Raw genomic sequence first — 12,161 nt, 5'->3', positions numbered from 1 at the left:
CCTACGCTCAAACCGGTGATGCGTGGCGCGACGACTATTGAGCGACGTTCACCGCAATCTTGCGCGGCTTGATCTCTTCGGCCTTCGGTACCGTCACCGTCAGCACGCCATTTTCAAGCCGGGCCTCAATCCGATCCGGATGGATCTGATTGGGCAGGCGGATGCTGCGGCTGAAGCGGCCATAGCGGCGCTCGGTGACGTGATATTGGCGATCCTTGCGATCGCTGCTCTGCGTAATCTCACCGCTGATCGTCAGCACATTGTTCTCGAAGGTGATGTTGAGTTGATCAGCGGTCATGCCGGGCACCGCCATCTCAACGTGATAGGCATCAGCGGTCTCGCTCAAGTCGAGCGCCGGCACCAAGCTGCCGTTGCGCGGCATCACACCGGTGAAACCGGTGAAGAAGGTATCGTCGAGCAGTTGGGTCATCTCGCGGAAGGGATCCCAGCGGGTGATGTTCGTCATAGCCGTCCTCCTTGCATCATCGTGTTATTTCTGTTCATCAGTCGTGCTCTCATTTCGAGCTTGGCTATACAATAGCAAGGTATTGTTAGAATGACGTTGGCAGAGTGTTAAAGCAGTGTCTACATTTGCCGCAACGATTCGTAAGGCCGAGCGGTTTAACCGGAAATTGACCAGATGCCTTGGGTAATCATGGCAGCACAAACACACCTATGGCCACTGTTTTTATGCACAATAATGAACAAAGACAGTATAAATCTGATCTATACAGCTTGTATCAAACGTGATACAATGCAATTACACTATCACCGGCACTAATCCAAAGGGGTGTGAACATGGCACGGTCAATTAATATCGACTTGCAGGGAGGTGTAGTACCGATCTCGCAGGCTGCGGCCAGCCTTGCGGCGCTCATTCGACGAGCCAAGGTGAGTGGGCAGCCGGTGGTGATCACCCAGAAAGGGTATCCATCGGCGGTATTGCTTAATATTGAGCTATTTGAACAACTGCGGGCGATGGCGATGCAGGCCGAACAGGCCCGAGAACAGAATGGGTGATGAATGAGACGAATACGCTGTTGGCAAAACAAGCATGGCGCGGGGGCATCGTATCGCCCCCGCGTCATAGCTTAATAGTGGCCGCGACGCAGCGACCCTACCGGCGTCCGTCTTGAGCAGCCATTAAAGCCGGCATGATCCGATTATCGGTTTGCGACGGCACCAGTGTCACCCGCGCTTTGCTTTCAGCTAGATTTTGCAGCTCGAGAATGGTAAACAGTGCGTCGCGCACTTCTGGATCAGAGCCGATGCGCGCCAGCGCCTGACCGAGGATTTGCGGACGCACCGCTTTAGCGCGGGCAAACTCGATCGCCGCTTGCCGTTCGGCAGTGCTCGTGATGATATTCACCCGGTTGGCGCCGTCTTGCAAGATCGCCGACGTCACTTGGCGCAGCCGGTTAACCACCTTGGCCTCGATCTGCCGGATCATATTGATGTCGCGGAAGTGAACTTTACGGATGTAGACCGACCCCAGCCGGTAGCCCCACTCAGCCGCTTTTGGCGACACCTCGGCCCGCACCGCTTGGCTCATCGCGTGCCGGTTTTCCAGCATCTGCGCCAACGGCATATTGCTGAGCGTACGCACCACCGCATTGCTCACATTCGCCGCCAGCGAGCCTTGCGGATCGACGTTCTTGAACAGATAGGCCACCGGATCAACCACCGCCATCTCGTACCACACACCGATCCCCATCGGCGCACCCTCTTCCGAATTGACCGGCTGGCTGCGCAGATAGCGCTGATCGAGCCGCATGTCGATCACGTACCGCCGGCCAAAGAAGCCGATGAGAAACGCGTTGAGCCCCAGATGGAACGGCAAAATCACCAACCCCGGCTCGCGCAAGACGCCGACTACGCTGCCGAACAGGGTATAGACGTGGCAGGTGCCTTCGTGAACGATGGTGTAGAAGCCAAACAAGCGCAACAAGCCGAAGAAGGTCGGCGCGAGAATAAACGCCGCGACGAAGGTGATCGACGCGACGACAATCGTGGAGAACAAGAAATTCATTGTTCCACCTCCATAATCACGCGCTCGGCCTGCTGATACAGACCAAGCCGGACATTGCGCAAATAGGCCGGCAGCGCGTCAGAGCCGCTTGCTTTCAAGGCCCGCAACTGCTCGGCCAATGCGAGCAATGGCTCCACTTCGGCCTGCGCTTTGAGCGTCTCGATCTCGACCGCCCGTTTCGACTGGACGATCTTTTGGTCGGCAGCGGCTTGCGCAAGGCTAATGTCCGACGACACTTGATTATGGGCGGTGTTAATCGCCGCCATTGCCGACTCGACTTCCGACGGCGCATCGATTTCAGTGATCAGCGAGGCATCGAGAATGATCCCATACCGCGCCGCCGACGACAAGCACTCGCGATCCATCAGCTCGTTGAGATCGCGCAAATTCTTGCGCAGATCGTTGATCGAGACGCCGGTCACTTCAGAGCCTTCGGTTGGCATCGCATTCAACTGCCCGGTTTCGGTCGCCGGCGCAGCAAAGTTGGCGATCCGTTCGCGCAGGATCGAGATAAAATAGCCCATCACATGCACGACCGGATTTTTGACGCCAAACAAATAGGCGTAGAGATGCCGTTCCGACACGCGGTAGCGGATCTGGCCCTTCAAGCCGACGTTGAGCTGGTCTTTCGTGACCGCTTCCAGCACCCTGCCACCCTGATTAGCGGTTGGATCTTCCAAATCGAGCGCCATGTTGATGGTTTGGGTCGCGATCGACACCTTATAGACCCGCTCCCACGGCCACTTAAAGTACGGGCCGCCGGGAGGGATCACCCGCACTTGCGGATAGCGATAGCGCTCGCGCTCATCGGGCCGCATATACTCGAGAAACGGATCATCAACTGGCGGCCCCGGCAAGCGTTCGGCCCGGCCAAAGATGGTCTTGACGGCTCGTTCGTTCTGATCGACGGTGTAGAAACTCAACGCAATGTACCGAACGATAAACCACGCTAATAACCCCAGTGCAATCCCTACTGGAATGGCCATAGCCCCTCCTCACGCACATATCCGCCATAGAAACAAAACGAGTTCACGGCGTAACAACCGTGAACTCACGACGATTCACCGTATCCAACCGGCACTATTCTGAGGCAGCAGCATTGTGACATAGCTTCTATCCTTCGTGTAGCGACTTCAGTATAACATACGGGATACCGCTGAAAAAGTTGCGCTACATGTGCTATAATCGCGCCGACTCACAGATTGCGAGGCGTACCATTTGGTGCGTCACAACAGAAGGGCCATGCTCGCCCACATGGCACTTCTGAACGGATCCGATCGTCGTAGATCAGGAGAAGAAGACATGCGCAAGACTCTGCTGACGCTGGTAGCGCTCTTCACGCTACTCGTGCCGATGCTGGCGGCCTGTGGCCAGCCTGCGGCCCAGCCCACTGCGACGCCGGCGCCTGCGGCGCCGACCGCCGCTCCCACGACGGCCCCCACAGATTCTGGCAAGCCCCGGATCGCACTGGTAACGGATCTGGGCAAGGTGAACGACGGGACGTTTAACGAGTTTGCCCACCTCGGCGCGTTGCGGGCGGCGCAAGAGTTTGGGCTCGAGTACAAGTATATCGAGACGCAGGCCCAAGCCGATTACGAGAAGAACATTCAGACCTTCGTCGATGAGGGCTTTGATGTGATCGTCACCGTCGGCTTCTTGATCGCCGATGCGACCAAGAAGTTCGCCGCCGAGCACCCCGACATCATCTTCATCGGCGTTGACCAGTTCTACGAGCCGGGCACCGTCACCGACAATCTGGTCGGCTTGCAGTTCCGCGAGGATCAGGCCGGCTTCTTGGCCGGCGCGCTGGCCGGCATGATGACCAAGACCGGCACCGTGGGCGTGGTGGCCGGCGTGGAGATCCCGCCAGTCAAGCGCTTTAAGAACGCCTTCGACAACGGCGCGCGCTATGTCAATCCCGACATCAACCTGCTCGGCGTCTATCTGCCGACCTTTATCGATCCTGCCCTCGGCGCTAGCACGGCCCAGCAGATGATCGGCGATGGCGCTGATGTGATCTTTGGCGCGGGTGGCCCAACCGGTTCCGGCGCGATCAAAGAGGCCGCCGCCCGTGGCGTGTTCGTCATCGGCGTTGACCAAGACGAGTATGTGACCACCTTTGCCAACGGCTCGGCTCCCGGCGCTGACAAGATCCTCTCCTCGGCGATCAAGCGGGTTGACGTGGCCGTCTACGACCAGATCAAGGCCGTCGTCAACGGCACCTTTAAGGGCAACGGCATCGCGATGTACGAGGCCGCCAACGGCGGTATCGGCTATGCCGACTACCACGACACCGCCAACGTCGTTCCTGCCGAGGTCAAGGTGCGCATGGAGCAGATCCTCGCCGCGCTGACCAACGGCACCCTCACCACCGGCGTTGATCCGGTCAGCGGTGATGTTGATCCGGCCACCATTCCCACACCACAACCCTTCCGCTCCTCTGATGTCAAGCTGCCCCGAATTGCACTGGTGACGGACTTGGGCAAGGTGAACGACGGCACGTTTAACGAGTCGGCCCACCTCGGCGCGTTGCGGGCGGCGCAAGAGTTTGGGCTCGAGTACAAGTACATCGAGACGCAGGCTCAAGCCGATTACGATAAGAATATCCAGACTTTCATCGACGAGGGCTTCGACGTCATCATCACCGTCGGCTTCTTGATCGCCGATGCGACCAAGAAGTTCGCCGCCGAGCACCCCGACATCATCTTCATCGGCGTTGACCAGTTCTATGAGCCGGGTACCGTCACCGACAATCTGGTCGGCTTGCAGTTCCGCGAGGATCAGGCCGGTTTCTTGGTTGGCGCACTGGCCGGTATGATGACCAAGACCGGCACCGTCGGCGTGGTCGCCGGCCAAGAGATCCCACCGGTCAAGCGCTTTAAGAACGCCTTCGACAACGGCGCGCGCTATGTCAACCCCAACATCAACCTGCTCGGCGTCTATCTGCCCACCTTCATTGACCCGGCCCTCGGCGCCAGCACGGCCCAGCAGATGATTGGCGAAGGCGCTGATGTGATTATGGGTGCGGGCGGCCCCACCGGTTCCGGTGCGATCAAAGAGGCTGCTGCCCGCGGTGTCTACGTGATTGGCGTCGATCAAGACGAGTACTTTACGACGTTTGCCCGTGGCACTGCCCCCGGCGCTAACCGGTTGCTGACCTCGGCGTTGAAGCGGGTTGACGTGGCCGTCTACGACCAGATCAAGGCGGTCGTCAACGGTACCTTCAAGGGCAATGGCATTGCCATGTACGAGGCTGCCAACGGCGGTATCGGCTACGCCGATTACCACGACACGGCCAATGAGGTGCCTGATGCGGTTAAGCGCCGCATGGAGGAGATTTTGGCCGCGCTGACCAAGGGTGAACTGACCACCGGCGTCGATCCGGTCAGCGGTGATCTCGATCCGGCGACGATCCCGGCTCCGCAGCCGTTCCAGCCCTAACCGCGACCTCCGTTCATCATCAAGCGCTCGATAACCGCCGGCGAGGTATTGCTTCCGCAATATCTCGCCGGCAATCATACAGCAATTCGCGCCTAAGCGGCCAGTGTTGTGCTCCTGATGCTGTTCGCTGGCAGCGGCTTAACATGGGCGGCTGATACAGCCTTGCCGGGAGAACCGCTCTACCCCGTCAAACGTTCCATCGAACAGGTGCAACTCACGCTGAGCGGCCACAGTGAACAATTGAAAACAAGCTTTGCCGCGCGCCGTCGCTACGAGGTACAGGTGCTGCTGGCGCAATCCCGCGCCACAGAGGTCGAGTTTCACGGTACGCTTGAGTTGATGAGCGCAGAACGTTGGCAGGTTAGCGGCATTCCGGTGATGATCAGCGAAACGACTCGCATTCAGGGCCAGCCAGCGCTCGGCGCTGCATTGCTTATCCACGGTCGTACCGCCAATGATGCCGTGCAGGCTGAGGTCATCATCGTGCTTGGCGCGAATGATCCCGCGAACCATGCAGGTGAACCTGCTCATGCGACGCTTGCCCCCACGCCAACAGCTTCATTAGCGACGCCAACGACTACCGTAACGATGGCGCCCTCGGCAACGCCGCTGCCACCGGATCCTACCGCTACCGCCACGCTGATCGTTCCTACGCCAACCGAATGGGCGACATCTACCCCTGCCACTGCACCCTTGCCTGCATCTCCACTTCCATCCGCGACCCCGACGGCGAAACCGGGCGGGACTGGGAATCGGGATGGGGAGGTTGGGCCACGTTCCACCCCGACCGCTGAACCGGGCCGCGGCGATGGCGCGGGCGGCCCGAACCCCTCCTCGACCGCTGAACCGGGCCGCGGCGACGGCGGTGTGGGCGGCCCGAACCCCTCTCCGACCGCTGAACCGGGGCGCGGTGATGGCGGTGTGGGCGGCCCGAACCCCTCCCCGACCGCTGAACCGGGCCACGGCGATGGCGGCGCAGGCGGCCCGAACCCCTCTCCGACCGCTGAACCGGGCCACGGCGACGGTGGTGCGGGCGGCCCGAACCCCTCCCCGACCACCGAACCGGGCCGTGGCGATGGCGGCGCAGGCGGCCCGAATCCCTCCCCGACCACCGAACCGGGCCGTGGCGATGGCGGCGCAGGCGGCCCGAACCCCTCTCCGACCGCCGAACCGGGCCGCGGCGATGGCGGTCGGGGTGGCCCCAACCTTACGCCGACCGCTGAACCGGGCCGCGGCAACCGGAGCAGCAATGGTGATTAAACGTCGCCCACAACGTTAGCAAGCGTTGTCTCTTCTTCACAACAACGGTATACCTTCTGCAACCGAGCAGCAGCCTTTGGCATCTTGCTTCCGCAGGCTTGCCAATAGCTGAAAAGAAGATATATTCCAGTGCGAGATTGCCTCCCGCGCCCTTCAGTCATCTGATAGCGGGAGGCATTTCTGCGATCATCAACAAAAATTCCTCCCAACCGTAACTTTCTTCCCCACCATACGACTAGGAGAGTGTAAGCGTTGAGCAATGACCAAACAAGGAGGAACGCATGAACCTGCAACGCTACACTCGGCTGCTACCGATTGCATTGGCAGTAAGCCTCGCACTTGTGATCGTCCTTGGCGGGAATGCAGCAGCCCACTGGTTGGATGCAACGCCACTATTTTCACGTGCACAACGTGAACCAACAGTGCAGAGCACAGCAATGGCGGTAAACGATGACCGCGGGCGCGGCAGCGACGATACCCAACCCGACGACCGCGGCGGCGACCGTGACGATGGCCGCGGACGCGGCAGCGATGACACCCAACCCGACGACCGCGGCGGCGACCGTGACGATGGCCGCGGGCGCGGCAGCGATGACACCCAACCCGACGACCGCGGCGGCGACCGTGACGATGGCCGCGGGCGCGGCAGCGACAATACCCAACCCGATGACCGCGGCGGCGACCGTGACGATGGCCGCGGGCGCGGCAGCGATGACACCCAACCCGACGACCGCGGCGGCGACCGTGACGATGACCGCGGGCGCGGCAGCGATGACACCCAACCCGACGACCGTGGCGGCGACCGTGACGATGGCCGCGGGCGCGGCAGCGATGACACCCAACCCGACGACCGTGGCGGCGACCGTGACGATGGCCGCGGGCGCGGCAGCGACGACACCCAACCCGACGACCGCGGCGGCGACCGTGACGATGGCCGCGGGCGCGGCAGCGATGATACCCAACCCGATGACCGCGGCGGCGACCGTGACGATGGCCGCGGGCGCGGCAGCGACGATACCCAACCCGACAACCGCGGCGGCGACCGTGACGATAATCGTAATCCAACCCCTACATCGACAAGCACACCGCCGCCAGCGAGCACCCCTACTGTAGCACCGACAGCTACGCCACCATCAGCGCCAACTATGACCCCAACCCCCTCGCGTTCAGATGACGACCGCGGGCGCGGCAGCAGCGATGACGACGATGACGACGATGACGACGATGACGACGATGACGACAACTAGACCATCCGCTATGGCCAAGCATTTACAAACCACGCACTGAGGTCATAATTGATGTGTCGCAAGGGTGAATGTGTTATAACCATATTCACCCTTGCTGAGCTGCAACAACCAAAGGAGTTCCCGTGCTCGACGACGCAGAGCTCCGCCGGGCCTATGAACTGGATACCGATGCGTTAGCGGCGATTCACGACGCCTACTATCAACCACTCTTCCGCTACGTTTCATTCCGGATAGGTGACCGCCATACATGCGAAGATCTGGTAAGCGAGGTCTTTACACGGTTTCTCAACGCGCTACGCCAACGCAAGGCGCCACAGAGCAATTTGCGCGGTTGGCTGTTTGGGGTCGCATCGCATGTGGTTAACGACCACTTTCGTCGCAGCTATCGAGCGCCTAGTGCGCCGCTCGACGAAGACATTGTAAGCCACGCGCCGCTACCTGCTGAAGTAGCCGAACACGCCGCGATGAGTGAAGAGTTGCGGCGAGCTATCACCAATCTGACCGAAGATCAACAGCAGGTATTGGCACTACGGTTTGGTCAAAGTATGCCTATTCAAGAGGTCGCCCGTATCCTTGGCAAAACCGAAGGAGCGGTCAAACAATTGCAAATGCGTGCGATCGCAGCTTTAGCACGGCAGATGGCGCCGGGGATGGTGGACTGATGGACACATCATTCGAAAATCTGCTTAATGATTGCATTGATGCCCTTGCAGCAGGAGAGCCGGTTGAGCAGATTCTGGCACGCTATCCGCATGAGGCTGCTCGGCTGCGCCCAATGCTTCTGACTGCTGCATCACTCTTTGAACTTGCCGCCAATCCTCAACCTGAAGCGCGCATTGCGTCGCGACGCGCATTTCTCCAACAAGCAGCCACGCCACGCCAAAGCTGGCGTATCCTCTGGCAGCGTTTTGCCTTGATCGCGGCCAGCCTTCTGGTGATTTTTGTCTTCGCCGGTGGCGGGCTGGTATGGGCTGCCGATGCGGCATTACCCGGCGATCCGCTCTACGGTGTCAAACGCTCGGTGGAACGAGTGCAGCTCACCTTCAGCGGCAATCGCGAACAACTGAATATGCGCTTTGCCGAGCGTCGCCGTGAAGAAGTGATTGCGTTGATCCAGCGCCGCCGTGCAGCAGAGGTTGAGTTTAGCGGCACTCTCAAGGAGGTAACGCCCAACCGTTGGGCCATTGGTGATATTCCGGTGATCATCGATAGCACGACCCAAATTCGGGGCGAGCCAGCACCCGGCGCCAACGTGGTCGTGATCGGGTATACGACAAATGCCGCCAACGGCGTACAGGCGACTGTTATCATTGTGGGCCGGGATGGCAACAATGACAGCAACGATGTTCGTAACGAGCCAAACCGTGAACCGACCGCACCATTGCCCACAACGCTACCGCCAACCGCAACCCGCACTGCTATTCCGTCACCGGTAGCAACTGCTACGCCGCAACCAACCCAAACGCCTACGAACAATCCCACAGCAACGCTCCCACCACCGCAACTGCCGACGGCAACTGCAATACCGCCATCACCAGCTCGCCCAACGATCACCCCTTCGCCGCGACCACGCGACGACGACCGGCGCGACGAGACCGTCACCCCCTCGCCACGACCACGCGATGACGACGACCGGCGCGATGAGACCGTCACCCCCTCGCCACGACCACGCGATGACGACGACCGGCGCGACGAGACCGTCACCCCCTCGCCTAAGCCTAGTGACGATGATAATAGTGGCCGTGGCAGCGACGATAGCGGCGGCAGCGGCGGCAGCGGCGGCGATGATGATGATGATGATGATGATGATGATGACGACTAGTTGTTAATCATATCTATGCAACATCGAGCAACCGCGTGCTAGATATCTAGTGCGCGGTTGTTATTTACTTCTTTTCAACGAGCAGCAAGGATGCTATGATGTGAGTATTAGACTCAACTACAACATGTTGAAGGCACAAATCAGTTGGTAATAACCTGCGGACTAGCCTCTTGTATAGACCGGTTGTTTAGGACATGTTCAGCAATCACCTTGCTTATATCTAAATAAAGAGGCGCAATTCTAAACAAGTGAACAAGTGACATCTAGGAAGCGAATGTTGATCGGCGAGGGCGATACGCATGACCAAATATCAAATCATTACCCCACCAACCTTTTTCAATGAACTCCTTGGTCTGCCCGTAAGAATCCAAAAAGCAGTCACACAGAAAGTCAAAGTGCTTGAACGCGATCCGATTTCAGCCCAAGGCGATGCCAAAAAGCTTAAGAATCGCGTCCCGCCGCTGTATCGGGTCAGAATTGGCGATTATCGTCTGATTTACACCTTTGATGCGGGATGGGTCAAGCTGATTGCGATTCGCAAACGCGATGATCAAACCTACCAACACGATTTTGGTCAGATTGATCTGCCAGAAGAAGCGCCGCCAGACGTGAGCTTCCTGCGCGTACCAGCGCCGCCTGAACCACCACCAAGCGAGCCAGCCATTGCAACGTCACAACCGCTGACCCGCGAAGTCACTCCTGCCGATCTGCACCAGTGGCGCATCCCAGAACAATACTGGCCAGCCTTACTCGCCGTGCGCACTGAAGATGATCTCTTGAATGCGCCCGTACCGCAAGCGATCATGGAACGGGTGCTCGATATTCTGTACCCGCGCAGTGTCGATGACATCTTGCAACAGCCGCAATTTCTGCTCAACGATGCCGAAGACCTTGACCGGTTTGTGGCAGGCGAATTGACCGACTTCTTGCTGATGCTCGATCCCGATCAGCAGCGGCTGGTCGAAACGCCGCTCGATAAGCCGGTGTTGGTACGCGGCGGGCCGGGCACCGGCAAATCAATCGTTGCGCTGTACCGCGTTCAACGATTGGTGGCAAGCGGGCAAACGCCAGTGCTATTTACGACCTTTACCAATGCCCTGATCTCGTACTCTACCCAACTGTTGGAACGGCTCCTCCAAGGTGATCTGGAAGCACAGGGGGTCGAAGTCAATACGGTCGATAGTGTCATTGTTCGCCAATACGCCCGCGCGTATGGCGCACCCCGCTTCGCTCCGGAAGGAGAGTTGCTGAACGTTTTGCACAAAGCGTTAGCAATAGCGCCAATGGCCGGCGACAACGAAGCTGAACGCCAACACCGCCGGGAAGCGTTGCAAGCGCTAGGGGTCGAATACCTGCTCGACGAGTTTACCAGTGTGATCGAACACTGGGGCCTGACCACGTATGAAGAATATGCAAACCAGCCACGGATCGGGCGCAAACTGCCGCTGCGCGCCTCACTGCGCGAAGCCGTGTGGTCGGTATACGAGACGTGGTCACAGCTCTTGCGCCAACAAGGATGGACGACATGGGGCAATGTGCGGCGGCAAGCGTTGGAATTGGCCCGCCACCAGCCAGCCCGACCCTACCGCGCCATCGTGATTGATGAAGCGCAAGACCTTTCGCCGGTGGCGCTGCGTTACCTGCTGGCGTGCGTCGAATCACCGCAGTCAATCTATATCACTGCCGATGCCGGCCAATCGCTGTACCAACGCGGCTTTTCATGGCAGCAGATCGATAGTGCGCTCCAAATGCGCGGGCGAAGTTTTGTGTTGCGGCGCAATTACCGGAATACGGCCCAGATTGCTGCCGCCTGCGCCTCTATTCTTGGCGGCGCCGATGAACCCGTTGCCGCAATTCACAACGGCAATCTGCCGAGCATTCAGTTTTGCCGCGACATCACGGAAGAAGCGATGGCGATTCGCGATTTCTTCGCCGCGGCAGCGCGCCGGTGGCGCTTGCCGGCGCACACCGGAGCCGTGCTGTGCCACAGCAAGCAAGTGGCGCAACAGATTTGCGCTCAGCTCAACCAGCTTGGCCTACCGGCGGAGTTTATGGAGAAGAAGCAGATTGACATCCGTAAACCGGTTGTCAAAGTGATGACCCTGCATTCAGCGAAAGGGCTTGAATTTCCCTTTGTCGCCGTGCTCCGGCTCGCGCAAGAATATCTCCCGCATAACTTCGACCACTTGCCGCCAGAAGAGCGGGAGGAGGCGATTGCGCAAGAGCGCCGCCTGTTCTACGTTGGCTGTTCGCGCGCGATGCGGGAATTGTTGGTCTGCGCAAGCGCCGATCAACCATCATCATTTGTGCAAGCGTTGCCGGCCATGCTCTGGCAGCGGATCGAGCCATGACCGGCGGTATT

The 12,161-nt window shown here is 59.4% G+C and carries 10 protein-coding genes; 7 read left to right on the top strand and 3 right to left on the bottom strand.

Annotated features, from left to right (window positions below):
- Window positions 1–34: 34 nt before the first annotated feature.
- Window positions 35–466 carry an Hsp20/alpha crystallin family protein gene (locus A6A03_RS19485; protein ID WP_066791560.1) on the bottom strand — a complete coding sequence of 144 codons (432 nt, stop codon included), beginning with the start codon at window positions 464–466 and terminating at the stop codon, window positions 35–37.
- A gap of 332 nt (window positions 467–798) precedes the next feature.
- Between A6A03_RS19485 and A6A03_RS19480 the strand changes: the two genes are divergently transcribed.
- A complete protein-coding gene (locus tag A6A03_RS19480; protein WP_066791558.1) occupies window positions 799–1,020 on the top strand; it encodes a type II toxin-antitoxin system prevent-host-death family antitoxin in 222 nt (73 codons plus the stop codon).
- Between the two features lie 97 nt (window positions 1,021–1,117).
- On the opposite strand, the gene A6A03_RS19475 is transcribed toward A6A03_RS19480, so the two are convergent.
- Both A6A03_RS19475 and A6A03_RS19470 read right to left on the bottom strand, forming a co-directional pair.
- The gene (locus A6A03_RS19475) at window positions 1,118–2,029 is read right to left on the bottom strand and encodes an SPFH domain-containing protein (RefSeq protein ID WP_066791556.1); all 912 of its coding nucleotides are present in this window, start codon (window positions 2,027–2,029) and stop codon (window positions 1,118–1,120) included.
- Window positions 2,026–3,015 (bottom strand): SPFH domain-containing protein, encoded by a 990-nt coding sequence (locus A6A03_RS19470; RefSeq protein ID WP_066791555.1) that lies wholly within the window; start codon window positions 3,013–3,015, stop codon window positions 2,026–2,028. Before A6A03_RS19470 ends, A6A03_RS19475 begins: the two co-directional genes overlap by 4 nt.
- Before the next feature lie 316 nt (window positions 3,016–3,331).
- On the opposite strand from A6A03_RS19470, the gene A6A03_RS19465 reads away from it, so the two are divergent.
- The 6 genes from A6A03_RS19465 (at window position 3,332) to A6A03_RS19440 (ending at window position 12,150) form a co-directional block, all read left to right on the top strand.
- Window positions 3,332–5,470 (top strand): BMP family lipoprotein, encoded by a 2,139-nt coding sequence (locus A6A03_RS19465; protein ID WP_066791554.1) that lies wholly within the window; start codon window positions 3,332–3,334, stop codon window positions 5,468–5,470.
- Window positions 5,471–5,587: 117 nt separating this feature from the next.
- A complete protein-coding gene (locus tag A6A03_RS19460) occupies window positions 5,588–6,730 on the top strand; it encodes a DUF5667 domain-containing protein (RefSeq protein ID WP_066791553.1) in 1,143 nt (380 codons plus the stop codon).
- Window positions 6,731–7,011: 281 nt separating this feature from the next.
- On the top strand, window positions 7,012–7,977 hold the full coding sequence (locus A6A03_RS19455; protein WP_066791552.1) for a hypothetical protein: 966 nt from the start codon (window positions 7,012–7,014) through the stop codon (window positions 7,975–7,977).
- Window positions 7,978–8,099: 122 nt separating this feature from the next.
- A complete protein-coding gene (locus tag A6A03_RS19450) occupies window positions 8,100–8,639 on the top strand; it encodes an ECF subfamily RNA polymerase sigma factor, BldN family (protein WP_066791551.1) in 540 nt (179 codons plus the stop codon).
- A complete protein-coding gene (locus A6A03_RS19445; protein ID WP_066791549.1) occupies window positions 8,639–9,799 on the top strand; it encodes a DUF5667 domain-containing protein in 1,161 nt (386 codons plus the stop codon). The genes A6A03_RS19450 and A6A03_RS19445 overlap by 1 nt, the downstream gene beginning before the upstream one ends.
- Window positions 9,800–10,098: 299 nt before the next feature.
- Window positions 10,099–12,150 carry a 3'-5' exonuclease gene (locus A6A03_RS19440; RefSeq protein ID WP_066791547.1) on the top strand — a complete coding sequence of 684 codons (2,052 nt, stop codon included), beginning with the start codon at window positions 10,099–10,101 and terminating at the stop codon, window positions 12,148–12,150.
- Window positions 12,151–12,161 lie beyond the last annotated feature (11 nt).

It is taken from the genome of Chloroflexus islandicus (assembly GCF_001650695.1).
GTDB lineage: Bacteria > Chloroflexota > Chloroflexia > Chloroflexales > Chloroflexaceae > Chloroflexus > Chloroflexus islandicus.
Note: the sequence above shows the minus strand (reverse complement) of the source record. Positions and strands in the feature narration are given on the sequence as shown.

What these genes read in the sequence shown, in the direction of transcription:
- A6A03_RS19480 (WP_066791558.1), top strand. Translation starts at nt 799, where the DNA reads ATGGCACGGTCAATTAATATCGACTTGCAGGGAGGTGTAGTACCGATC.
- A6A03_RS19465 (WP_066791554.1), top strand. Translation starts at nt 3,332, where the DNA reads ATGCGCAAGACTCTGCTGACGCTGGTAGCGCTCTTCACGCTACTCGTG.
- A6A03_RS19470 (WP_066791555.1), bottom strand. Translation starts at nt 3,015, where the DNA reads ATGGCCATTCCAGTAGGGATTGCACTGGGGTTATTAGCGTGGTTTATC.
- A6A03_RS19460 (WP_066791553.1), top strand. Translation starts at nt 5,588, where the DNA reads ATGCTGTTCGCTGGCAGCGGCTTAACATGGGCGGCTGATACAGCCTTG.
- A6A03_RS19485 (WP_066791560.1), bottom strand. Translation starts at nt 466, where the DNA reads ATGACGAACATCACCCGCTGGGATCCCTTCCGCGAGATGACCCAACTG.
- A6A03_RS19445 (WP_066791549.1), top strand. Translation starts at nt 8,639, where the DNA reads ATGGACACATCATTCGAAAATCTGCTTAATGATTGCATTGATGCCCTT.
- A6A03_RS19475 (WP_066791556.1), bottom strand. Translation starts at nt 2,029, where the DNA reads ATGAATTTCTTGTTCTCCACGATTGTCGTCGCGTCGATCACCTTCGTC.
- A6A03_RS19455 (WP_066791552.1), top strand. Translation starts at nt 7,012, where the DNA reads ATGAACCTGCAACGCTACACTCGGCTGCTACCGATTGCATTGGCAGTA.
- A6A03_RS19440 (WP_066791547.1), top strand. Translation starts at nt 10,099, where the DNA reads ATGACCAAATATCAAATCATTACCCCACCAACCTTTTTCAATGAACTC.